At 31.9% G+C, this 23,785-nt stretch carries 23 protein-coding genes; 9 read left to right on the plus strand and 14 right to left on the minus strand.

Going from position 1 to position 23,785, the window contains the following annotated elements; genetic code table 11:
* Positions 1-11 precede the first annotated feature (11 nt).
* The gene (locus RPL90_RS08450; protein WP_313547714.1) at positions 12-1,286 is read right to left on the minus strand and encodes an SLC13 family permease; all 1,275 of its coding nucleotides are present in this window, start codon (positions 1,284-1,286) and stop codon (positions 12-14) included.
* Between the two features lie 184 nt (positions 1,287-1,470).
* Between RPL90_RS08450 and RPL90_RS08455 the strand changes: the two genes are divergently transcribed.
* Complete coding sequence (locus RPL90_RS08455) at positions 1,471-2,568, plus strand: tartrate dehydrogenase (protein WP_313547716.1); 1,098 nt, start codon at positions 1,471-1,473, stop codon at positions 2,566-2,568.
* Between the two features lie 71 nt (positions 2,569-2,639).
* Complete coding sequence (locus RPL90_RS08460; RefSeq protein ID WP_313547718.1) at positions 2,640-3,356, plus strand: GntR family transcriptional regulator; 717 nt, start codon at positions 2,640-2,642, stop codon at positions 3,354-3,356.
* A 348-nt stretch (positions 3,357-3,704) separates the two neighbouring features.
* On the opposite strand, the gene bla is transcribed toward RPL90_RS08460, so the two are convergent.
* Positions 3,705-4,550 carry a class A beta-lactamase gene (gene bla, locus RPL90_RS08465; protein ID WP_313547720.1) on the minus strand — a complete coding sequence of 282 codons (846 nt, stop codon included), beginning with the start codon at positions 4,548-4,550 and terminating at the stop codon, positions 3,705-3,707.
* A 107-nt stretch (positions 4,551-4,657) separates the two neighbouring features.
* Here bla and RPL90_RS08470 point away from each other — a divergent pair, with 107 nt between their 5' ends.
* Positions 4,658-6,415 carry a BlaR1 family beta-lactam sensor/signal transducer gene (locus RPL90_RS08470; RefSeq protein WP_313547722.1) on the plus strand — a complete coding sequence of 586 codons (1,758 nt, stop codon included), beginning with the start codon at positions 4,658-4,660 and terminating at the stop codon, positions 6,413-6,415.
* A complete protein-coding gene (locus RPL90_RS08475; protein ID WP_313547724.1) occupies positions 6,405-6,785 on the plus strand; it encodes a BlaI/MecI/CopY family transcriptional regulator in 381 nt (126 codons plus the stop codon). The genes RPL90_RS08470 and RPL90_RS08475 overlap by 11 nt, the downstream gene beginning before the upstream one ends.
* Positions 6,786-7,018: 233 nt before the next feature.
* Here RPL90_RS08475 and RPL90_RS08480 read toward each other — a convergent pair whose 3' ends face one another.
* From RPL90_RS08480 to RPL90_RS08505, 6 genes are all read right to left on the minus strand, one after another.
* Positions 7,019-8,332: an MFS transporter gene (locus tag RPL90_RS08480; RefSeq protein ID WP_313547726.1), complete on the minus strand. Its 1,314-nt coding sequence runs from the start codon at positions 8,330-8,332 to the stop codon at positions 7,019-7,021.
* A gap of 70 nt (positions 8,333-8,402) precedes the next feature.
* Complete coding sequence (locus RPL90_RS08485) at positions 8,403-8,690, minus strand: ArsR/SmtB family transcription factor (protein WP_313547760.1); 288 nt, start codon at positions 8,688-8,690, stop codon at positions 8,403-8,405.
* 224 nt (positions 8,691-8,914) lie between these two features.
* Positions 8,915-9,259 (minus strand): DUF4064 domain-containing protein, encoded by a 345-nt coding sequence (locus tag RPL90_RS08490; RefSeq protein WP_232137410.1) that lies wholly within the window; start codon positions 9,257-9,259, stop codon positions 8,915-8,917.
* 28 nt (positions 9,260-9,287) lie between these two features.
* Positions 9,288-10,310 (minus strand): DUF4352 domain-containing protein, encoded by a 1,023-nt coding sequence (locus RPL90_RS08495; RefSeq protein WP_313547731.1) that lies wholly within the window; start codon positions 10,308-10,310, stop codon positions 9,288-9,290.
* 220 nt (positions 10,311-10,530) lie between these two features.
* Positions 10,531-10,869 (minus strand): nucleotide pyrophosphohydrolase, encoded by a 339-nt coding sequence (locus RPL90_RS08500; protein ID WP_313547734.1) that lies wholly within the window; start codon positions 10,867-10,869, stop codon positions 10,531-10,533.
* Between the two features lie 4 nt (positions 10,870-10,873).
* Positions 10,874-12,604 carry a DUF2075 domain-containing protein gene (locus tag RPL90_RS08505; protein ID WP_313547737.1) on the minus strand — a complete coding sequence of 577 codons (1,731 nt, stop codon included), beginning with the start codon at positions 12,602-12,604 and terminating at the stop codon, positions 10,874-10,876.
* 427 nt (positions 12,605-13,031) lie between these two features.
* Between RPL90_RS08505 and RPL90_RS08510 the strand changes: the two genes are divergently transcribed.
* Together RPL90_RS08510 and RPL90_RS08515 are read left to right on the plus strand one after the other, a co-directional pair.
* The gene (locus tag RPL90_RS08510) at positions 13,032-13,601 is read left to right on the plus strand and encodes an RNA polymerase sigma factor (protein ID WP_313547740.1); all 570 of its coding nucleotides are present in this window, start codon (positions 13,032-13,034) and stop codon (positions 13,599-13,601) included.
* Complete coding sequence (locus RPL90_RS08515) at positions 13,591-14,436, plus strand: anti-sigma factor (RefSeq protein WP_313547742.1); 846 nt, start codon at positions 13,591-13,593, stop codon at positions 14,434-14,436. The genes RPL90_RS08510 and RPL90_RS08515 overlap by 11 nt, the downstream gene beginning before the upstream one ends.
* Positions 14,437-14,588: 152 nt before the next feature.
* Here RPL90_RS08515 and isaB read toward each other — a convergent pair whose 3' ends face one another.
* Positions 14,589-15,509 carry an immunodominant staphylococcal antigen IsaB family protein gene (isaB, locus tag RPL90_RS08520; protein ID WP_313547744.1) on the minus strand — a complete coding sequence of 307 codons (921 nt, stop codon included), beginning with the start codon at positions 15,507-15,509 and terminating at the stop codon, positions 14,589-14,591.
* A gap of 386 nt (positions 15,510-15,895) precedes the next feature.
* Between isaB and RPL90_RS08525 the strand changes: the two genes are divergently transcribed.
* Positions 15,896-16,249 (plus strand): DUF488 domain-containing protein, encoded by a 354-nt coding sequence (locus RPL90_RS08525; RefSeq protein ID WP_313547762.1) that lies wholly within the window; start codon positions 15,896-15,898, stop codon positions 16,247-16,249.
* A gap of 170 nt (positions 16,250-16,419) precedes the next feature.
* Here RPL90_RS08525 and RPL90_RS08530 read toward each other — a convergent pair whose 3' ends face one another.
* The 5 genes from RPL90_RS08530 to RPL90_RS08550 form a co-directional block, all read right to left on the minus strand.
* Positions 16,420-16,593: a hypothetical protein gene (locus RPL90_RS08530; protein WP_398573863.1), complete on the minus strand. Its 174-nt coding sequence runs from the start codon at positions 16,591-16,593 to the stop codon at positions 16,420-16,422.
* Positions 16,594-16,980: 387 nt separating this feature from the next.
* Positions 16,981-18,018 carry a ferrated catecholamine ABC transporter substrate-binding lipoprotein SstD gene (locus tag RPL90_RS08535; RefSeq protein ID WP_313547746.1) on the minus strand — a complete coding sequence of 346 codons (1,038 nt, stop codon included), beginning with the start codon at positions 18,016-18,018 and terminating at the stop codon, positions 16,981-16,983.
* A gap of 102 nt (positions 18,019-18,120) precedes the next feature.
* Positions 18,121-18,921 (minus strand): iron ABC transporter ATP-binding protein, encoded by an 801-nt coding sequence (locus RPL90_RS08540; protein ID WP_313547748.1) that lies wholly within the window; start codon positions 18,919-18,921, stop codon positions 18,121-18,123.
* Positions 18,918-19,877, minus strand: coding sequence for an iron chelate uptake ABC transporter family permease subunit (locus tag RPL90_RS08545; protein WP_313547750.1), 960 nt, complete (start codon positions 19,875-19,877; stop codon positions 18,918-18,920). Before RPL90_RS08545 ends, RPL90_RS08540 begins: the two co-directional genes overlap by 4 nt.
* The gene (locus RPL90_RS08550; protein ID WP_313547752.1) at positions 19,867-20,835 is read right to left on the minus strand and encodes an ABC transporter permease; all 969 of its coding nucleotides are present in this window, start codon (positions 20,833-20,835) and stop codon (positions 19,867-19,869) included. Before RPL90_RS08550 ends, RPL90_RS08545 begins: the two co-directional genes overlap by 11 nt.
* Before the next feature lie 494 nt (positions 20,836-21,329).
* Here RPL90_RS08550 and RPL90_RS08555 point away from each other — a divergent pair, with 494 nt between their 5' ends.
* Entirely contained in the window at positions 21,330-22,496 is a 1,167-nt protein-coding gene (locus RPL90_RS08555; RefSeq protein ID WP_313547754.1) for a hypothetical protein, read from the plus strand.
* Between the two features lie 16 nt (positions 22,497-22,512).
* Positions 22,513-23,736 (plus strand): metal-dependent hydrolase family protein, encoded by a 1,224-nt coding sequence (locus tag RPL90_RS08560; protein WP_313547756.1) that lies wholly within the window; start codon positions 22,513-22,515, stop codon positions 23,734-23,736.
* Positions 23,737-23,785: the final 49 nt, after the last annotated feature.

Here is a 23,785-nt window from a genome sequence, read left to right on the forward strand (position 1 = left end):
TGATCAACCTCCTATGGATAAAATGGGAAAAAGATTGGTAATAAAATCATACAGACAATTATTGAAATGATTACTATAGGTAAACCAACTTTGACGTATTGCATAAATGTAATATTAGATAAACCATAAACCATCGTATTTGCTGGCATACCAATCGGTGTCGCGAATGCCATAGATGCACCCATTACTGTCGCCATAATAATAGCTCGTGGATCTACGCCTATACTATGTGCAATCGACAAACTTATTGGTGCTAACAGTGCCGTTGCTGCAGTATTACTAATAAAGTTAGTCATAATAGAAGAAATGAGTAAAATCACAAATAATAGAAAATATGGCGATGGATGATCACCTAAAATAGTAGTGATAGATTTAGCGATCATGTCTCCCGCTCCAGACTTTTGTATAGCATTGGCTAACGCTAAAGAACCTACAAATAAAAATATTGTATTCATATCGATAGATTTCATAGCAGTTTTTTCCGTAATTACTCTTGTTGCAACGAGTATTAATGCCCCAATCCAAGCGGAAACATATAAAGGAACATGAATCACATCTTCAAAAATCATTGCCAAAATTGTAAGCACGAGAACGAGCAATGATAGTACTTTTTTCCATCTAGGAATAACAGAACCATCAATTTGCTTATCGTAAACAGAGTCCTTTTTTTCTTTAGATTCATCATTGTGTGTTAAAAGTTTATGCCCAAACAACCCAAAATATAAAGTTCCAATAATAAGCATAGGTAAGCCAATTAAACCATATTCAAAAAATCCAAAACTTTGATTAGTAATATTTAACGTGGATTGTGCAATCATATTACCCGGCGCACCGATCAGCGTTAAATTACCACCCATCGCCGCGGCTAATGCTACTGGTATGAGTAATGAAGTTCTAGATATTGATGATTTAGCTGCGATGCCAATCACTACTGGAATGATAACAGCGGCTGTACCTGTATTAGATAAAAAACCAGACATTATCCCGGTAATACCCATGATGACAATAATGAGCATTTTGGGTGTTTTAGCAAAACGAGTAATACCTTCACCAATTTTTTGCGCCATCCCTGTTTCAAAAAAAGTACATCCTACAATAAACATCGCCATAAATAACAATACATTAGGATCAATAAAACCTGCGAATGCCTCTTTTGCACTCAATACCCCTGTCAAAGATAATCCAATAGCAACAATCATCGCTGATATTGATAGAGGAATAATTTCTAAAGTAAACATCACAATTGCAAAAACTAAGAACAATAAAGTAATAATTGAGTCATCCATGCTTTACACCTCGCAATTAATTTATGTTAGCGCTTTCATTTTTCACTATGTTACAACAACGTATACATTAAAGTCAATTTAAAATGTTATTATTTATTTTTTATAGTATTATTACGCTAATACTTGACATTTACGTATACATTATTAGAATGTAGTTAACAAATTAAAAAAGGGGTGCTTCAATATGGCAGAGAAAAAGACATTTAATTTAGCAGTGATACCTGGAGATGGAATTGGTAAAGAAGTCGTAGAATCAGGATTAAAAGTGCTACAATACTTAGCCGATAATTCCGACGGCAAATTTGAATTTAATACAGACTATTTCCCTTGGGGATGCGAGTATTATTTAGAACACGGTGAAATGATGGCAAAAGATGGCCTAGCACAAATTAAAAATCATGACGCTATATATTTTGGTGCAGTAGGATTCCCTGGTGTACCTGACCACGTTAGTTTATGGGGATTACGTATTGCAATTTGCCAAGGCTTTGATCAATGGGCGAACATTAGACCAGTTGAGTTTCTACCAAATGTAGAAAGTAAATTAAATCATCCAAACGTTAAAGATTTGAACTGGGTGCTTATTCGTGAAAACTCTGAAGGCGAATATTCTGGTATTGGTGGCAGAAACTTCACCGGACGTGGTGCAGGAAATGAAGTAGCCGTGCAGTCTTCCCTATTTACAGAAAAAGGCTGTGAAAGAGTGATTCGCTATGCATTTGAAACAGCAAGAACAAGAAAACGTAAAAAAGTAACGAGCGTAACTAAGAGTAATGCCCAACAATATGGTATGGTGCTTTGGGACGAAGTATTCGAGAGAGTAAGCAAAGAATATCCAGACGTAGAAACTGACAAATGGCTGATTGATGCAATGGCGGCGCAATTTGTTTTACATCCAGAAGAATTAGAAGTTGTAGTCGCTTCAAACTTATTAGCAGATATTTTATCAGATTTAGGTAGTGCATTAGCCGGAAGTCTCGGAATTGCTGCTAGTGCAAACTTAAACCCTGACCATCGCTATCCTAGTATGTTTGAATCCGTACACGGTTCGGCACCTGATATTGCAGGTCAAGGCATTGCTAACCCTATTGGTGCTATTGGAAGTGCATCATTAATGTTACAAGAATTAGGCTTACCAGAAGAAGCAGAGTTAATTAATCAAGCAATTAGAAAAGCAACTGCTAATGGCTATTTAACTGCAGACATTGGTGGTAATACACATACTAAAGATATGACCGATGCAATCATCAATGAATTAGCAAATATTAAAGTAAATTCATAACTACTATTAATGTTTTAGGGCACGATTTGCTATACTTGTAGTAAATCGTGTTTTTTGTTGGAGGAAAAATAATGACTATCCAAAATAATGATGATTCTTTACAACTATTCAGTGAAAATATTGACGCTATATCAAATGAAATTGGTGATTTACGTCTACCAGAAAAGGCTTATCACATTATTCGTATTGCGATTAAAAATTTAATTCTCGAACCCGGAAAAACATTTCTTGAAAGAGAAATTGCCGAAGTGTTAGACATGAGCCGTACGCCTGTGCGCGAAGGATTAATTAGATTACAATCCGCGGATATTATTACTTTAATTCCAAGAAAAGGATTTGTCGTAAACCCAATTAATGCCACAGATATTAAAGAAATCTATGAGGTAACACGCAGTTTAGATGGTTTGGCTATTGAATTGGCTACTGAAAAAGCTACTACTAAAGTGCTCGAAGAATTAAGTCAAATACTAACAGAACAAAAAAAATATTTAGCCGAAGAAGACTTAATAAAGTGGTCAAAAATGGATGATATTTTCCATGAAAAAATCACGAAATTATCTGGTAATGCTAAATTAATTAATATGCGCAACATACACGCCGACCAACTTTATAGGGTTCGTCTATACACGATTAACGCGCGCCCTGTCCCTAAATTTTCAATCGAAGAACACGAAGCCATGTTAGCATGCATGAAAATCGGCGACAGCAAAGCCGCCAAACAACTTATGGAATCCCACAGAAGTAGAGCATGGGAAGAAATCAAAGCAGTATTAGAACATTTAGATTAAGCATTTTTTATTGAAGTAACAAGAAATTATAAAAATATGTAGGTGCTCTAACCTTTGCGGTTGGAGCTTTTTTAGATGCAAATTCTACTTATAGTTTAAAGGACACGAATGATTGATATATAATATTCTTTCTTCTATCTTTGTTATGTAGCTGATTTTTAATTGTAATTAAAAAACGAGCCTGAGACATAATATTGTCTTCAGGCTCTACTTTTATTTGGGCAGTAGATTACTGAATTGAAAATGCGCTTATACTAAGTTTATTTCAACGCTAGTCATGCTTACCGGGGTGGTAATACAAAATCTTCTTATAAAAATAAGATTTTTGTCCCGCTTTCTATATAATCCTTAAAATGCTTTCATTACTTTTTTGGCAGTTTCACTTACCAATTTATCATTTGGCTTCGCATTTTTGTCATCTTTATTGGTAAAAATCACTAATACAATGGGTTTAGATTGTCCTTTAGGATAAACGTATGCAATGTCATTTCTAGAAGCATACGTTAAGGCTTGACCACTCTTATCTGCAACTTTGTATTTCTTAGAAACGCCATCTTTTATCAATGTATCGCCATTTTTATTGTTAAACATTAAATCAAGTAAGAAATCTTTGTTCTCTTTACTTAAATCATCTTTTTCAATCAGTTTCTTCAAAGTCTTGCCGTAAGCTTTAGGAGTTGAAGTATCCCTTGTATCTTTTGGTGAATAATTATTTAGGTCTGGCTCGTATCTAGATGGTTGCGTCGTATTATCTCCTAATGCTTTCAAGTTTTTTCTGATTTGTTTATATCCACCAAGTTCATCAATAATTTTATTATTTGCTGTGTTATCACTGTACATCATTGAAGCTTTAATAAGTTCTTTTACAGTTATATCCTTGCCAACGTATTTTTCTAACACAGGTGAATATGCAACAATATCGCTTTTGTTAATATGTACTTTTTTATCTAACTTATCATATGGTACTTGTTCTAATAGCATGGCGCTATTTACTGCTTTTGACGTGGAAGCATAAGCAAAGCTCTTATCTGCATTGAACTTTATTTCCTTACCACTCTTAGTATCTAATGCATAAACACCAACATGAGCATTATATTTCTGTTCTAAACTTTTAAATTCAGCGGCATGTGCCCCCTTCGAACTGAATGCGCTTAAAATGATTGCACAAACGATTAACACGATTAACTTTTTCACATTAAATCCCCCTTATATTACAATTGTAATCTTTATGGCCTCATAATATTACAATTGTAATCTCGTTGTCAATCGTTTATGATTAGTACCTGAAAGAAGGTGACTATATGACTAAATTATTTATAATAAGTATCATCAGTTTTACTTTTATATTTCTATTACTATTATTATTTAGATATATATTAGATCGCTATTTTAATTATAGATTTAGTTATAAAATTTGGTACCTCACTATTGTTGCAGGCCTAATCCCTTTCATACCATTTAAATTCACTTGGTCCAAATTTAATCATTTTAATAAACAAGACACTAATATAAGTAATGGTACTAATCGTATAAATGATAATATAAGTACGACGAATCACGTTCAAGACTTAACAACTAATATTCATAAAGTAAACTGGGAATATATAGACGCTATATTCACCATACTATGGATCGTCCTAATCATAGTTTTCAGTATTAAATTTATAAATGCATTGCTTTATCTTAAGAAATTAAGAAAGCAAAGTTCTCATTTAAATAAAGATGAAAAATATAAATTAACTAAGATACTTAATAACCATCAATTATCAAAGAATATTGTGATTAAAAAATCAACATGCGTTCAGTCGCCAATAACTTTTTGGTATGGAAAATTTTATATTTTAATCCCTACTTCATATTTTAAAGATTTAGAAGAACAACATTTAAAATATATAATATTTCATGAATATGCCCACGCTAAAAATAAAGATACGCTACATTTAATTATTTTTACTATAATTTCTATCATCATGAGTTATAATCCATTGATACCTGTGGTCAAACGTTTGATGGCACATGACAATGAAGTTGAAGCTGATATCTTTGTGTTAAAAAACATTCAAAGCAGTGAATTTAAAACCTATGCCGAAACAATTATGATGTCTGCATTAAAATTCAAATCTTTTAATAAAAACATATTAAGTCACGCCTTTAACGGTAAAAAAACTTTACTCAAAAAAAGACTTATTAATATTAAAAAAATTAATTTTAAAAAGCCGCCAAAATTAATTCTGCTACTAACTTACGGAATCAGTCTAATTTTAATCATTTTTCAAAGTCAGTTTATAATGGGACAATCATTAACCGATAATAAATACAGGGAGCCATTAAAGAGTCATTACCAAACTATTGATAAGAGTAAAAACTTTGCTACACACAAAGGTTCATTCGTAATGTATAGTTCGAATAAAAAAGAATATTATATTTATAATGAACAAGAGAGTAGAAAAAGATATTCTCCGGATTCTACTTATAAAATTTATTTAGCCATGTTCGGACTAGACCGTAATGTAATAACGAGCAGTAATTCAATGATAAAATGGGATCATAAAAATTATCCTTTTGCCTCGTGGAATAAAAATCAAAATTTAACTACAGCACTGCAAAATTCAGTTAATTGGTATTTCGAACGTATTAGTAATCAAATACCTAAAAATTATACAGCCAACCAACTGAACCAATTAAATTACGGAAATCAAAATTTAGGTAACTATAATGCTTACTGGATGGAAAATGATTTGAAAATTTCGAACCTTGAACAAGTCATCGTTTTAAATCGTTTAATGGAACATGATAATCATTTTAGTAAGGCTCAGAAAGACCAAATCTCCTCCTCATTATTGATTAATAAAAACAGTAACTATGCGTTGTATGGTAAGACTGGCACAGGTATAGTAAACGGCAAACATAAGAATGGCTGGTTTGTCGGTTATGTAAAAACGAATCAAGACACATATTATTTCTCTACACATTTATCTGATGAAAATGCTTCGGGAAAAAATGCTGAATCTATTAGCAAAGAAATTTTAAAAGAAATGGGTGTTTTAAGTGCTCAATAATCAAATTGAAATAACCGCCGCCGAATGGGACGTTATGAATGTAATATGGGATAAACAATCAGCATCTGCTAACGAAATTGTTTTCGAAATTCAACAATATAAAGAAATCAGTGAAAAAACGATTAGGACATTAATAACGCGTTTATATAAGAAAGAAATTTTGACGCGACATAAAGCTGATCGTGTTTATTATTACTCATCTAACGTTAAAGAAGATAACATTAAGTTGAAAACAGCTAAAAACTTTCTCAATAAATTATATGGCGGAGACATGAAAAATTTAGTCCTTAACTTTGCACAACATGAAGAACTCAGCGCTGAAGAAATTAAGGAATTGCGTGATATTCTAGATGATATTAGCGACAAATAAAGTGCTAATTATTTAATCACATAAATGATAAAGAGACCTTAATTATCTAAAACTTACGACGTTGTTACGAAATAACAACTCAACCAATTGAATTAGCTAACATCGTACACCAATCCCCTTACTACCGAAGAGTGAGGGGATTCATGCATGTGTTGGTAATTACATCGTAAAAACCATACTTCACATTTTCTATAATTTATAACTTGTCAACCATATAATCAGAAATAATGAATTTAGCCATTAATCTGGTTACTTTTATCAAATATAGATATGATATTAGTTATTATTAAAGCAATAACAAAAAATAAAAAGGCATAAATAAAATCATTATTAAAGCTTAAAATACGACTTGCTATAGCTGGACCAAATGACATACCTAAAAAGTTAATAAGGTTAAAAATACCTAAGCCCATCGACTTGTCATTGTCATTTAATATTTTTGATACTTCAATACTTATAGCTACAGAAAGTATTGTGAACGAACTATAAATTACAAAGACACCTAAAATAGTTAAGCTAAAATTATTTATACCCACGACAGTTAATATAATAAAGCCGATTAATTGTAAAAATAGTGTGCCTCTAATCATGCTCATATTGCTCATAATACGCAATAATTTTTTTGATATTAAGCTTATTAAAAATGAAACGAATGAGATGATGAATATTATGATACCGACATTAATCGTAGTAATTTTAAATAAGTTTGCTGCCATTAATGGGAATATAAATATAATGCCTACCATGCTCGCATTATTAATAAAACTAATAAATATAAGCTTATTAAATGACTTGTTTTTAAATATAGAAAAATCAACAAACACCGCAATATTTTCTCGTCTGCCATGGTATATCAAATAAAGCATCGCTAAGAGAGAAACGATGAGTAAAAATGCGTTCAATTTAACCCCTAAAATAAACGTCACTATAAAAATAAGTAGAGAGATTAAACCCACAAAATCAAAAGGTTGCGTTTCTTTTGGATTATTAGAGCCATCAGTACGCATAACCTTGATAATTTCAATTAATGTAAAGATTAATAACACCATAATTAAAAATAAACTATGCCAACCCCATAAATAAGTAAACGTACCCCCTATTAAAAAACCTATGCCTGTTCCTAGAGAAAGACACCCACCAATTAATGTTAGCGCTAGATTTCTAGTTGCATTTGAAAGATATTGATTAGCAGCTATCATGGATAAAGCAATAAAAGAACTACCGCCCATCGATTGAATAACTCTAGCAGTAATAACAAGTGGATATTGATTCGTCATAGACCCCATGATTGATCCAATTACAAACAAACTCACGCCAAAGATTAATAGAGTTTTAAGTTCAAAATAAGAAGATAATTTACTATAGGTGATTGAACCAAAAGCAATGATCATTGTGTAAACAATAATCACCCAACTTATCATTGAAGTACTTACATTTAAATCTTGTTTCATATCGCTTAAGGCAACGTTAAAGAGTATAGAATTCATTACACCAGATAGCACAATCAGGCATAGTATAAATATCAAACGCTTTTCTTTTAATTTCATTGGATATTCCTCCTGGATAATATAATAGTTTTAAAACTTTAGAACTAATGAGCTAATAAAAATGGCTACATTATAGCGTAGCCAAAAATCCTGGTAAATAGTTATCAAAAGTCTCTTGGTTTATAGTCACATATTTGGTTACACCTTCGCGCTGAATCAACACGAGCTCTGCAGCAGATAATATTTTCAAATGATACGATCCATTTGATTTACTAATATTTAAGCTCCTTCCTATATCAGTGCACATGTGCTGACCTTTTGCATGAGCTAAGATGCGTATCATATTGATTCGCTTTTCATCCGCTAAGGCATGAAATATCTCAATACGCTTTTGGTCATTTAATTGTTTTAAAGTCATGTGACTATTATACAAAGAATCCTTTAATTGTCAAATGTGATGTAGAAGTTTGTGGGTGAGGATGTTATGTATGTTAGATATGTAATTAAAAGAACATAACAATAAATTTAGCTTGGTTGGGGAGACATGAGGGGGGGAAGAAATACTTCGTTCGAGACTCGTTCAGGAAATGTGTTAGGGCATGAAAAAGAGTTTGAGGTAAAAAACCTCAAACTCTTAATTATTTATTTTCTTAATAAAGCTAGAATTCCTGCTACTAAAATTAATATTCCTGAAAGCACACCGAAGAAACCAATAAAAATAAAGTTTAAAATACCACCAATAATAAGTAGTATTCCCATAACAACACGTTTTTTATTAATAATACAACTTAAAATCAAAGTTATAATACATACTAATATGACACTTATTCCAAGTCCTGTAATTTCGCTGCCATTTGTATTATTAAATGAAGCATCCAATCCATCAAATACAATCGCAAATAAACCACCAAAAATTCCAAATACACTACCTAAAATTCCTAGAATTGTTTCAGCAACTCTGTTAGTTTGTTTTTTATAAGCTTCCATTAATTATTCCTCCATACACTTTTTTAAATTATAATTGTTCTTCCATTTGTTTATCTTCTTTTTCTTGTTGCTCATCTGCTGCTTTCTCAGCTTTTTCATCTTCAGCTTCTTGTTTAGCTTCTTCATCTAATTCTTTCTGATACTCTTCTTCTTCTTTCTTTTGTAGCTCTTCAAATTCTTTATCTTCTTTAGCCTGTTGTTCTTCATCTGCTTTTTCTTGTTTATCTAATTCATCCATTTCTTTTTGATACTCTTTATCCGCTTCATCTGCTTGCTGGTCATATAACTTTTCTATACGATCTTCTAATTGAGTATATTCGATTTCTGTAACTTCTCTAGTTACATGGTCCATCTTTTCACCATCAGTTAGTCCATTATACTCATCAACTAAGTCATTATATTCTTCAGCTGTATATGTAATTTCATCACTATCAGAATCACTTTCTTCTTCATTATCAACAGTTGAATTAGTTGTAGTCACATCATCATTTGAGTTTTCATTCGTTGAATGATTAGAATTGCTAGCCCCTTTAATATCTGATTTTTTAATTTCCCATTTTGCTTTTACATTTGCAAACTTAGGCGAAGCATCCATTTCCAATGTATAAGTATTACTATCAGGTACATCATAAGTTATGTAACCAGAAGCTGTATTTCCTTTATTTAATTGATGAGTAAATCCATCATGCACATCCTCATTGCCATACCATTGTTCATAATTCTCATTATTAACTTTCATAGTAAAATCTGAAGAATCCATAAGCACTTGATCATCATTATTATTTTTAAATTTCAAATATACTTTTACAGCTTTACCATTTTCTGGTGCACTATATTCATCATAGTTAGTAACATATTCAACTTTATCAAGTTTAATATCCACTCCGTCCGCATCAATCACTTGACCTATTTTGAATGTTTTCATTTTATTTGATGCTTTTAATTTATCTGATTTTTTCTTATCATCTTTAGAATCAGTATCAGCATCACCTGTACTACATGCAACTAACAAAAACAAAACAGAAACAATCATAAATAAAATCTTTTTCACTCACCAATACCCCCTAAGTTTTTTAAAATTATTTAAGTTTTAATCAATTTAAAATATAAATAATATCACTAATATACATTTTATACTATAATTATGTAAAAGCAATACGTTTTTTAAATTTATTAAAGAATTTTTGTTAATATATATAATTTTATGATGTTTTGGCAAATTACACATATAAGGTATTTTTAAATAAAAAAAGACTTCTATTAAGAAGTCTTTATAAATCATTATGCTTAATTTTATTATTCTTACTTTTTGAAACTGGATACTTATTATTATTTTTCTTTAACTTATCTTCAACTATTTCAGTTATATTAAAATCTAAATTATCAGCTAACATATAACTATATATTAATACGTCTGCTAGTTCTTCTGCTAACCTAACTTTTTTGTCTTGAACTACTTCTTCCGATTCCTTCCATTGAAACAGTTCTAACAACTCTGAAGCTTCTAATGAAATTGATAGAGCTAAATCTTTTTCATTATGAAACTGCCTCCAATTACGGTCATCTCTAAATTTATTCACTTCTTTAATTAAATTCTTAATTTCATCCATAAACTCACCCTTTATAAGCTTCTTTCAATGCTTCGTTTAATTCTTTATCTACAGCATAAATATATAAACCATTAACCCCTCGAGTCATTAAAACATTTAATTCATTTTTCAATAACTGCTCTGCAAAATTTTGTTTAGATTTATCGGATAATGTTCTATTTTGGGTTGCTTTAGAATTTTGACTTTCATTTTTATCAAAAATTATTTTACCCTCTCTAAATTTAACGGAGGGACCAATAATTACTCCGGCATAATTCAAATCAAATCCTTGAATAGTAAATGTAGACCCTACTTCATTTATAGTGTTTGTTTGTTCTGCCCAAGACCAGTTTTTCTCTCCACGTAATGTTTTTAGTTGTAAATTCCAAGGCATCGACCAATCACCTATTTGAACTTTCCAATAATCATCATCTTGTGGTTTTTTATTTCCGTTATATTTCCAATCAAATGTTGCTAAAACTCTAGAAATTCCAGATTCAGTTGATTTAGCTTTTTTCCTAATTTCTTTTTCCAATGATTTTGGATTATCAAATATTTTTATATCATAACCTTTATTATCGTATGGAATTTTATTAATAACTTGTTCATCAATTAATTTTCTAATCCACTGAACAGTTTCTTCACTACTATTTATTCTTAATTGATTTTTCAGTAAAATGTGATTATCATTTTTCTTTGTACTTTCAACTAATTCGTTCAAAGTATCAAATTCCCATATTTGTTCTCTACTAAGTATTTGCTTACTATCAAATACTGCAACTACTACTTTTGCTCTTTCAAGAATATCTTTTAAATGACCTTCACCTTTATATGACATTTTCCCTTGAGTCAATAATAAATGAGCTTCATCAACGATTACTACATCCACCTTATCTTTAGACTCTCTATTCATTATAAAGCTAGTAGGTTTTTTGATGATATTATGATCTTTAGATGTTAATCCCAATTTTTCAGCAATCTGTTTATAAACCTTCAATTGTTGTTCATGATTTATTAAAAGATGTACATCTAAATTTTCCATGAAATCATCGTTTTCAAATTGCTTCAATTCATAAAAAAGCGTACTCATTAATACAGTTTTACCTGAACCCGCTTCTCCTTCTACAAGTATAAGTTGATTATCACTATGTTGATGGAGGGCTATTTTAATTTTAGAAATTATTTCGTCTTTAGCTTTATTTTGCTCAGGAGTCAATTTATGAAAAGGAGATGCTTTAAATATTGCTGAATCCCTCACCACACTTTCTAACGGAAATAAATTGCTATCTTTTTTATGTAAAGAGTTCCATATATTATTAAATATTTCATCCAATTTATCTGACGTATAATACTCATTTTGTTGATTTGTTCTACTATTAAAAATTGATTTTACATTATCTACACTAGATAAATATTGCATTAACCTATTCTCTATATCTAAAGTTAATGATTTATTAAAAAAAGGGTGCCCTATAACATACATGGATGAAGTCTTTGAATTAGAAAAATCAAACCAATATTGTTTTATTTTAGAATCTACATTTAAATGTTGTTTTGTTCTACTATTAATATCCGCAGTTTCTCCAACATATATATTAACTTCGTGTTGTTTCTTTTTATCATTAATTATATAAACAGTTGGATAACGTAACAGATATTTTGCTTCTTCGACTTCCGCCCATTTTTTAACGGTGTTATTTAAATTTTCTACAGTATAGTTTATTTTTTTTACCATTAATTTATTATCTGTAGTCATATGAGTCACCTTTTCTTATTTTTAACTATTTATCATAATTATAGAATAGTAATATAAACCATTCAACAACCTATATATTCACAAAAAATCCTATTCCTAGTTTTATATTTGTTTGATTTCATAATTTAAGTTTATTAAAAAGATACTCAAATTTCAGAATTGAAGAAATTTTACGTCGTTTAGCATTAACATTTTATTCCTATCTTCCTTTATTTAAATTAGCGCTAATGGTTTTTATTGGTATTTTGCACTCATTTAAGTTCATAATGAGTTGTGTTTTATTATTTTAAGCAATGCATCTTTAAAAAAGTTCATCCGGTATGATGAACTTTTTCTTCTTTTAATACGTATATTTATTACAGCGTGCTATAAATTTATGTAATTTATTTAGATGTTTTGTTGATTTTTCAACAAGGAGGGGGAAAAAATGCTAGATGAAAATGAGCTTTATCAAATGATTATCGAGCATAAAGACAGTGCAAGCTTGGAAAAGCTGTATGATCGTTATGAATCATTGTTATATAATTTAGCTTATAAAATCACTCAAGACCAACAATCAAGTGAAGAGGTCTTGCAAGATATATTCATGAAAATTTGGCATCAAAAAGCTATTTTTAAGCCTGAAAAAGGTAAGTTATCGACTTGGCTCATTACGTTATGTCGTAATAGAGCAATAGATATTTTGCGACAAAGAAAAGATGTAGAGCGCAGTTTCGACGAAGCATTTCACGGCATAGAAACAAATAGCCTACCAGAATATGATTTATTAGATAAAGAATGCTCAGAAGAATTGCAAAAAATCATTTCATATTTAAGTAAAGAGCAACAAACAATCATTGCCTTGTTTTATTTTAAAGGCTTAAGTCAACAAGAGATTGCCGATAAATTAACAATGCCTATAGGTACTGTAAAGAGTAGATTAAGGTTATCAATTAAACATCTAAATGATTATTTAAAAACTATTTTAAGAAGGGAGCGTGAAGAAGATGAAAGATAACAAAGTCGATATTATATATGATTATTTCAATGATAAGTTAAGCGAAAGTGACAAAGCACATGTTGAACACGAATTAAATGTATCATCTGAATATAATGAAGCTTTGGATGAAATAACAGTTCTTCACGACATTCTTCCTTACAGTAGTAAAGAAGTAGAACCACCTAAAGATATGAAAAAACGCATATTAAGTAACGTCATGAATGAACAAAATGATGTAGCAACAGATACTGAAAGCGAACCTATTCATCAAACAAACAACACTAAAAAATCAACACATAGACATCAAAATGGTCATCGCAATTCATACGCAACTCAGCATGACAAACACAAGACACATTCAGATCATAAACGTCGTACAAAAAAAGGAATACGCAGACAAATTCCGCTTATCATTATGGCAGCCGTATTGTTATTATCATTAATTGGTAATGGCATGCAATACTTTAATCACAAAAATTCACCTAAACAGAACACTACAATGATTAACAAAAATAAGGCGCATTCAATGCCATTAAAACCTATGTCTAAACATAGCGATAATACGAAAGGACATGCATATGTCTCCAATGATAAAGATAATAGTAAATTAATGGTTGAAGCTAATAATATTAAAGCTACAAAAGGTAACGAAGTCTATCAGGTTTGGGTAATAAAAAATGACAAACCACACGCAGCAGCTACATTAGCAACTACTAATAATAAAGGAATGGCTGTCGCAGATTTAAACGATATGAATATTGATAAGGAAGATACGATAGCATTAACGTTAGAACCTTCTCCTAACAATGATAAACCTAAAGGACAAATGATTATGGCCAGTAGCAAAGTATAACTTCCACTTTATAATGCGTGGACTATATTTTAAAAGGGATCACAAACTAATGTGGTCCCTTTTTTGATATATAAAATTTGCTTATATTATGTATGCTTCAAAATCGAATAACACCAAAAAAAAAAGAGCCTCATAAGAGACTCTTTTGTCTATTAACCAATCATAACTTTCATTAAATAACCTTGGTCATCGAAGTATGCAGTATACATGCCGTTGTTAGTTTTGTAAGTGATATAAGAACCACTATCGGTATTACCTTCATTAGACATATGGTTAGACATGTGTGCTTTTTTGAAGATATCTTTACTTACTGTATGTGCTTTTGTTTTAAATGTAATATGCACGACTTGGCCATCTTTATTCATATCTACCATTGTGTCATCAACATGTTTACTAGTAGCTACATCTTTATCAGTAGCCGCAGCATTAACTTTGTAACCATCAATCATGACGTTATCGTATTTTAATGCTCTTACGAAATCATAATCTTGCGTGAAATGACCATCATATGTTGTATAACCTTGGTAATTATAATATGGCATCATTGTTTTTTGAGCCATATTGTTGTTCATGTCTTGATTCATGTTATTGTTCATGTTCCACATTTTATCTTGATTCATCATATTGTTTTGTTTCATATTGCCGTTCATGTTCCACATATTACCTTGCTTCATCATATCTTTTTGATTCATATTGTTATTCATGTTACCCATATTATCTTGCTTCATCATATCTTTTTGATTCATATTGCCGTTCATGTTCCACATATTATCTTGCTTCATCATATCTTTTTGATTCATATTGCCGTTCATGTTACCCATATTACCTTGCTTCATCATATCTTTTTGATTCATATTGTTGTTCATGTTACCCATATTGCCTTGCTTCGTCATATCTTTTTGATTCATATTGTTGTTCATGTTGCTCATATTACCTTGGTTCATCATACTTTTTTGGTTCATATTGTCTTGATTCATTGTCGTATCTGCGTGTGCTGCACTACTTGTTCCTAAACCTAATAGTAAACCTGTCGCTAATGCTGAAGATGAAAATACTAATAATTTATTATTCATAAATCTGCACCCCTTTTTTATTTTTGTTATAGTTTATTCATGTTGTTTAACTAGCTCATTCTTACGCTAAAAAAGTAACTTGAGTAACATACTATAAATCTAATTATTATTGCGTAAGGCCCCCTTTGTTTTCTACTCATTAAAATATACGTATTATCCTCTTATTGAGTTCACTTTTTATCAAAATAAATTAAATAATCTTAAATTGATGATTAAATGTATAACAAATGAAGTTGCTACTTAACTGCTAAATTGGGCTTCACAGTATTTTTGCAACCCTTCATTTCCCTATATAAAATCCGTTTTTTATGTCTTTATATTTGTCATGTCCTCTAAATTTTAATTTAATATTTTCCGGGTAATATATTTTTAAAGGGGGATAAATGATGACTGTTACAATTAATCGCATTTATGATGCGCAGGATGATAAAGGTACGCGTATTCTTGTAGATAGAGTATGGCCTAGGGGTATCACTAAAGAGGATGCGCATTTGGACTATTGGCTGAAGGCAGTTGCACCGACGCGTGAATTAAGAAAATGGTTTAATCATGATCCGCAGCTTTATGCTTCATTCAAAGAAAAGTATGAAAAGGAATTGCATGAAAATGAGGATCAAAAAGAGGCGCTCGATGAATTAAAAGCACTTGCGCGTTCGAATAATGATATTGTATTACTCTATGGCGCAAAGGATACAGCACACAATCAAGCAGTTGTCCTAAAAGAAATATTAGAAAAATAAAGCGGATTGGGACAGAAATCTAAGTTGTATAAGAAGCGTTTGTTGTCTCGTCCCAACAATGATGACTTAACTTAAAAATACTGCATACAAGCACATTTTAAGTTCAATTATCTACTGCCTATATAAAAAAGAGACCGGCAATATTGTTTCCAGTCTCTTCATTATTATTTTTATCTTTTATTCATTTTTAAATAAGTTAAGTATTTAAGTCCCAGCGCAAATAATGTATAACCTAGCAATATTTGTGGCACTGACTTTTTAACTTTAAAACTTCTTGTCACCAACTGCGGAATTACATTACATAATGCATACAAAACAAAGACTTTAACGTATCTTTTGTTCATAATTATTAACTCCTTTAGTTAAATTGTTATCAACAACGGTTACTGCAATAGTTCTTAATTTCTTTATAATACTGGAATACATTGCTTTCAACCGGTTAAGTTAATGTTTATTTTAAAATTTATAATATTGATTATAACTATTCACAAAGTCTTCAAATACATGATCCAGATATGAAATGTTATTAACAACGCATTCGTCGGACAGTGTGAACAGCGTCATAAAAATGTATATTACATGGACGTTTTCCTGAATAGCGTTTTTCTAAACCATCGCTTGTTATTGTTTTGAATGTGTCGCCAAATAATAAACACCCTACATTTGTCTGATCAACTAGACAGTTTGCAGGGTGTTTATTCATTTATGCGTGCCTATGACATGCTACACTATTATTTTTTATCTAGCGCTTTTTCTACTTCATCAATTTGTTTCATTAATACTGTTGTTGAACCAGTTGAGAAGTACCAAAGTTTTGGATCTAATTCGATAATTTTATTGTTTTTCACTGCGTCTACATTTTTAATAACGTCGTTGCTTAACGTTTTCTTAGCTGTTGATTTACCACCAACTACTTGACCACGGTCCATCGCAAAGATGATATTTGGATTTTTTTGTGCAACATATTCGTTTGTTACGTTTTGACCGTGTATGCTGCCTTTAATTTTGTTATCAACAGATTTGAAGCCCATAGTATCGAAGATGGCAGAACCGAATCGTTGTCCAGGACCAAAAGTAGACAATTCACCTTCGTTTACTAATAAGAACATTGCTTTGTTGTCTTTTAATTTTCCAGTTTTGTCTTTAATGGCAGCAATTTTATCGTCTAACTTTTTATTTAACTCTTTAACTTTGTCTTCTTTATCATAAATTTGGCCTAATTTTTTCGCGCTGTCTTTCATTGAATCGACGCTAAATTTGTCGTCTGGACCAACGTATACAATCTTAGCTTTTGGTGCTGCTTTTTTGAATTCATCAAGATTTTTTTGATTTGCTACACGACCAGAAATAAAGATCACTTCAGGTTTTGCTTCTGCTACTTTGTCAAAATTAACTTCTTTTAAATTACCAGTGTTTATGTATTTATCATCTTTAAAGTCACTTAAGAAGTCTGGTAAAGACTTGCTACCTTCGCCTTTAGGAACACCCTTAACTTTATCTTCTAGTCCTAATTCTTTCAATGTGTCTAACGCCCCATAATCAAACACAACTGCGTTCTTAGGATTTTTAGGTACTTCAACAGTTTCTTTGACACTTTTCGCATCGCTACCGTCTTTTTTCTCACCACGTGTTTTGTAATTATTTTCAATTTTTACAGTTTCATTTTTTGATTCTGATTTAGTTGATTTATCCTCACTTGATTTACTATTATTACAAGCTGCTAATAAAACCATTAAACCTACAATTAGTATTAAAGCATATTTCTTCATATCTAAACTCCTCTATAATTTAATTATTGTCCCCCTGATATACACCCTAAACTTGTTATAAATTTAAAGTGGCCTCACTCCCTTCAAAGTACGTTATTAATTCTAGATGGTTTGGGCTAAAAATGACGCGTCATTAACAGATGTTTCATCAAAGTAAATACAAATACGTTGACCCATCACTTCTTCAATACGCACTTCCATGTCATATAAAGTGTTCAAGACATCTGGTTGAATTACTGCGTCTTTGGCATTTGCTTCGATTATTTCACCGTCTTTAAGTGCAATAATGTCGTCTGAATAACATGAAGCAAAGTTAATGTCGTGAATAACGACAATAATCGTTTTATTTAATGTTCTTGCAAGTTGGCGTAATGTTTGCATAATTTGTACAGAATGTTTCATGTCTAGATTATTTAATGGTTCATCTAACAAAATATAATCCGTATTTTGCGCAATCGTCATTGCTAAATATGCACGTTGTCTTTGACCGCCAGATAATGTTTTTAAATAACGATCTCTAATTTCTTGTAACTGTAAGATTTCGAGTGCGTATTCTACTTGTGCTTTGTCTTCTTTTTTCAAGCGTCCTTTAGAATATGGAAAACGCCCAAATTCTACTAATTGCTCTACGGTAATATTTAATTCTGTATGATTCGTTTGTTTTAAAATAGATATTTTTTTCGCTAAGTCGTTACTTTTATAGTCGTTAAGCGCTTTGCCTTCGATGGTCACATCACCATTGTCACATTCTGTAAGACGCGTAATAATCGATAACAATGTACTTTTACCGGCACCGTTAGGACCGATTATAGAAGTTAAGCGACCTTTTTTTATATCTACTTTAATATCTTTTAAAATTGGCTTATCTTGAATCGTTTTGTTAAGACTTTTAATACTGATCAATTTGTATGCCTCCTTTTAATTAATAGGTAGATAAAGTAACTACCTCCAACTAAATCAATAATGATACTCACTTGTGACGTTGCTTCGAATAAATTTTCAACTACGCCTTGTGCGATAAATAAACTTAACCAACTCATACAAATCGTCGCTGGTAAAATATATTTATGTTTAAAAGTACCCAGCATTTCACGAGCTAAGTTCACCGTTAATAACCCTAAAAACGTAATTGGACCAACTAAGGCAGTCGATACTGAAACAAGTATTGCAACAAGGATAAGTAACAGTCGCGTCAACGTGGCATAAGAGATCCCTAAATTAATCGCCTGACTTCTACCTAACAGCAGTACATCTAAATACGGAATAAAATATACGGTGATTAACACTAAGACAATCAGTATCACTGTACAGATCAACATCAACTTACTATTAGATGCATCAAAGTTAGCAAACATAGCACTTTGAACGGCTAAAAAGTCTTCAGGGTTAATAATTAATTCTAAAAAGCCGGTCAGACTTCTAAAAAATGTGCCTAAAATAACGCCGATTAGTAAAATAAAATAAACCGAGACGTTAGCCATTCGGAAAATACCTTGGAATAGAAATAGTGAGAACGCGACCATGACTACTAACGTAATGACAAAACTGTAATACGTATTTGTCACTAATACCGATTGCACACCAAACACAACGACGATTAATACTTTGACGAACATGTAGATGGCATCGAGACCAATGATTGAAGGGGTTAATAGCCGGTTATTCGTTATCGCTTGGAAAACGACAACCGATGCTGCTATAGCCCCTCCGACGATAAGCATTAAGCATAATTTTCTTAAACGACTAAAAAATTGATATTCAAAAATATAAAAGTTAATTCCTACAATAAGATAAAGTCCTCCGACGATTATCGTTAACAACACTAATAAGAGTAATTTTGTTTTGTCACTAATTTGCATAATTGTGTCGTCCTTTCATCAGCAAAATTATAAAAATAATAGTGCCAAAGACGCCGATAGTTAAACCGATATTGATTTCATACGGATAAACGACAATTCTACCAATGATGTCAGAAAACATTACAAAGATTGCGCCTAACAGAGCCGTTTGAGGCAATGCATTTTTCAAGTTATCTCCCTTAAAAATGGACACGATATTTGGAACAATTAATCCTAAGAAAGGCAAAGTTCCTACGGTAACTACAACGATTGCTGTAATAACCGCTGATATAAACAACCCAATATTTACGATTTTTTCGTAATTAACACCTAAGTTACTGCTAAAATCTTTACCCATGCCAGCAATCGTAAAATGATTCGCAAATATATATGTAAGAAATAATAACGGAATACTTAAGTATAAGATTTCGTATCTACCACTAGTGATAATCGCAAAGTTACCGTTTAGCCAATTACCGATACTTTGTACCGTGTTCGTCTGTAAGGCAATGAACGTTGTAAAACTCGAAATGATACCACCAAGCATGATGCCGAGCAACGGAATGAAAATAACATCTGTAAAACGAATAAATTGTACTAATTTTACGAACAAAAAAGTACCACAAATGCTTAAACCAACAGCAAAAATAAGTTTAATTAAAATATTTTCTTGTGGAAAAAAGATCATCGACATAAGAATACCTAATTTCGCCCACTCCATCGTTCCAGCAGTCGTTGGACTCACAAATTTATTTTGCATCATTTGTTGCATAATTAACCCTGCGAGCGCTAAAGTGCTCCCAGAAATTAAAATGCTGACCGTCCTCGGTATACGGCTAGAAACGATAATGTTCGTTTGTTCTTTAGTTAAATGGAAAATATCAGTTATTGATACTTTACTCACACCAATAAAGAGAGAAAGAACCGTTAATAACAGTAAAATAATAAATAGAAATGTACTACTGAAGAAGAATTTCATAATGACTTACCTATAACCTTTCGGAGAAAATGCTACAAAAACTAGTTGAAAATGACATTGATAATCATTTTCATTAACTTAATTTTATCATCATCTTTATTAAATACAATAGTAATTTAATAAATTTTTATCTTTAACCTATTAAAATAAGATTCATAACATACTTACATAATGCTATTTCACGACGATTACATATAATCATCAGAAAAATAAAAAATTCTAAAAATTGTAGCAGACATAATATTGCGCGAGCCATATTTATGTAAAAAACATACACGAATAATGATATTTATACACTTCAAGCAATGCTTCTCTTATTTGAAAATTTAACAATTTAATCCAATGTTTCGGTCTAGCTCATTAGCTGCTTCTACTAATAATAATTAATTTATCGTATTTAAAATATATTTTCTGAAAATTCTCAATTTAATGTTAACAACTTACTTTATAAGTGCTATGATACGTAATAACTCATTTGGGGAGGGGGAAGTTTTATGTGGAGTGAACCTATTATTTCTGCAACTGCGTTATTTGCGTTGATTGCGCTTGGGGAAGTTATTTCGACCTTATCTATGGCGAGAATTCCAATGTTACTTACGGCAATGGTCAGCTTTCTACTGCTCAAATGGTTCGGTGTATTTCCTAAAACCATCTTGGATTCGGCTGTTATACCATCATTGGGTGCGCTCGCTATTGCGCCAGCGATTATGCATATGGGGACGATGATGCCGCTTGCAACATTAAAAAAACAATGGAAAGCCGTTGTGATTTCTATTTTTGGCATTATTGGTTCTACTGTAGCCATTTTAACGATCGTGTCACTCATTTACGGTTTCCGTATCGCTGCATCAGGTGTCGGCCCTATTTCAGGTGGCATCGTAGCCTTATTAATCACAATCGATAAATTAAAAGAATTACATTTAGGCTATTTAATCGTTTTACCCGCTTTAGTGCAAGGATTGCAAGGCGTTGTCGGCTTGCCTTTAAGTTCAGTCATTATGAAACGTTATAGCAAACACTATTTAGAAAATGAATACAAATCAACTGAAGAAGCAGCTATGATTGAAGAAGAGCAACAAACTGAATCAATACATGATCGCTTTCCTATCTTACAAAACAACATATTACGCTTGTTTATTATGTTCGTATTAGCAAGCTTGGCGTTTTTAATCGGTGAAGTCACACATATTCACTATTCATTAATTAGCTTAGCCTTTGGGATTATTGGTTTAAAATTAGGTCTATTCCAACAAGCTGAGCTAGAGAAAAACAAATCATTCTCACTTATTCTTGTGATGATTATGTTAATCGTTATCGGTTCTATGGGTGACGTAACACCCCATGATTTATGGCATCACTTACCAGCAATTCTACTTATATTATTAATTGGCACAATCGGTATTTTAATTGGTGGTGCAATTGCCGCTAAACTTATTGGTTGGCGTTACAGTAAAGCTTTACCAGTAGCGTTAACCGCCTTATACGGTTTCCCTGGTGACTTTATGTTATGTGAAGAAGTGAGCCGAACGATGGCTAAAAATAAAAAAGAACGCGAAGCACTGTTCAAAGAATTACTAAGTCCAATGTTAATCGGTGGCTTTACTTCCGTAACCGTAGCTTCGGTTATTTTAACAGGTATATTGATGAACTTTATGAAATAACAAATGGAGGGATACAATGTTAATTAAAAATATTAATTTAATAGACGGAACTGGACGCGAAGTACAAAGCAACGTAGATGTGCATATTCAAGATGATGAATTTGCTGCGATCGGGTCGAATCTTAATGTTGAGGATAATGAAGTCATTGATGGACAGGGTACATATTTATTGCCCGGCATGATAGATAGTCACGTACATCTTATGGAAGAAATGAAACCTTTAGCACAAAAATTAGCTACGCCGTTTTCATATACTTTTTATCAAGCAATCGACCATTTAAAACGTACCGTTGATTGTGGTGTCACAACAGTACGTGACGCATTAGGTGCAGATCAAGGTATTAAAGAAGCAGTACAAGACGGTTTAATACTTGGCCCACGCATACAAGTAAGCATAAACGCTTTGACTATAACTGGTGGACATGGTGACAAATTGACTAAATCCGGTATTGTCATGCCTAGCTTTTTAGAAGATTATCCCGGTTTACCTAATGGTATTTGCGATGGTGTCGAAGAAGTGCGTAAGAAAGTACGTCAAATGCTACAAGCTGGCGCCGACGTAATTAAAGTCCATGCAACCGGAGGAGTTACAAGCCCTACTGACCATCCAGACTATACACAATTTTCTGTCGAAGAACTAAAAGTGATGGTACAGGAAGCGCAATTTAGAGATAACCGTAAAGTGATGGCACATGCTCAAGGATTGCAAGGCGTGAAAAACTGTATCGAAGCAGGCATTCACTCAATCGAACATGGTATTTATTTAGACGATGAAGCCATTGAAGGCATGAAAGCTAAAAATATGTTCCTCGTACCAACACTATTAGCACCCGTTTCTGTTATAGAATTTGCTGATGAATTAGGCATGTCAGAAACATCAATTCAAAAGTCTAAAGAAGTGATTGACGCACATACGACAAGTTTTAATAAAGCCGTAAAAGCTGGCGTTAAAATCGCTATGGGAACCGATGCAGGCGTCTTTAAACACGGTACCAACTTACGTGAATTAGAACTGATGGTCGAACATGGCATGACCCCTATGCAAGCCATCGTCGCATCAACACAAACTTCAGCAGAATGTCTCGGATATCAAGACTATCTAGGTACCGTTGAAATCGACAAAAAAGCAGACTTCATCTTGGTAGATAACAATCCATTAGACAACATCGGTTTACTCAAACATCCAGATAATATTAAAGTTGTCGGCATTGGAGGCAAAGTCGTCAAAGATATCCGCTAAAAAAACAGACCTCCTGCTTAGAAGACAGGAGGTCTGTTTTTTTATATTT

The organism is Staphylococcus kloosii (assembly GCF_032139365.1).
Lineage (GTDB): Bacteria > Bacillota > Bacilli > Staphylococcales > Staphylococcaceae > Staphylococcus > Staphylococcus kloosii_A.

Bases quoted from the DNA above. Each gene is read 5' to 3' on its own strand.
- RPL90_RS08450 (WP_313547714.1), bottom strand. From the start codon at position 1,286: ATGGATGACTCAATTATTACTTTATTGTTCTTAGTTTTTGCAATTGTG.
- RPL90_RS08455 (WP_313547716.1), top strand. From the start codon at position 1,471: ATGGCAGAGAAAAAGACATTTAATTTAGCAGTGATACCTGGAGATGGA.
- RPL90_RS08460 (WP_313547718.1), top strand. From the start codon at position 2,640: ATGACTATCCAAAATAATGATGATTCTTTACAACTATTCAGTGAAAAT.
- RPL90_RS08470 (WP_313547722.1), top strand. From the start codon at position 4,658: ATGACTAAATTATTTATAATAAGTATCATCAGTTTTACTTTTATATTT.
- RPL90_RS08480 (WP_313547726.1), bottom strand. From the start codon at position 8,332: ATGAAATTAAAAGAAAAGCGTTTGATATTTATACTATGCCTGATTGTG.
- RPL90_RS08485 (WP_313547760.1), bottom strand. From the start codon at position 8,690: ATGACTTTAAAACAATTAAATGACCAAAAGCGTATTGAGATATTTCAT.
- RPL90_RS08490 (WP_232137410.1), bottom strand. From the start codon at position 9,259: ATGGAAGCTTATAAAAAACAAACTAACAGAGTTGCTGAAACAATTCTA.
- RPL90_RS08500 (WP_313547734.1), bottom strand. From the start codon at position 10,869: ATGGATGAAATTAAGAATTTAATTAAAGAAGTGAATAAATTTAGAGAT.
- RPL90_RS08505 (WP_313547737.1), bottom strand. From the start codon at position 12,604: ATGACTACAGATAATAAATTAATGGTAAAAAAAATAAACTATACTGTA.
- RPL90_RS08510 (WP_313547740.1), top strand. From the start codon at position 13,032: ATGCTAGATGAAAATGAGCTTTATCAAATGATTATCGAGCATAAAGAC.
- RPL90_RS08515 (WP_313547742.1), top strand. From the start codon at position 13,591: ATGAAAGATAACAAAGTCGATATTATATATGATTATTTCAATGATAAG.
- isaB (WP_313547744.1), bottom strand. From the start codon at position 15,509: ATGAATAATAAATTATTAGTATTTTCATCTTCAGCATTAGCGACAGGT.
- RPL90_RS08525 (WP_313547762.1), top strand. From the start codon at position 15,896: ATGACTGTTACAATTAATCGCATTTATGATGCGCAGGATGATAAAGGT.
- RPL90_RS08530 (WP_398573863.1), bottom strand. From the start codon at position 16,593: ATGAACAAAAGATACGTTAAAGTCTTTGTTTTGTATGCATTATGTAAT.
- RPL90_RS08535 (WP_313547746.1), bottom strand. From the start codon at position 18,018: ATGAAGAAATATGCTTTAATACTAATTGTAGGTTTAATGGTTTTATTA.
- RPL90_RS08545 (WP_313547750.1), bottom strand. From the start codon at position 19,877: ATGCAAATTAGTGACAAAACAAAATTACTCTTATTAGTGTTGTTAACG.
- RPL90_RS08550 (WP_313547752.1), bottom strand. From the start codon at position 20,835: ATGAAATTCTTCTTCAGTAGTACATTTCTATTTATTATTTTACTGTTA.
- RPL90_RS08555 (WP_313547754.1), top strand. From the start codon at position 21,330: ATGTGGAGTGAACCTATTATTTCTGCAACTGCGTTATTTGCGTTGATT.
- RPL90_RS08560 (WP_313547756.1), top strand. From the start codon at position 22,513: ATGTTAATTAAAAATATTAATTTAATAGACGGAACTGGACGCGAAGTA.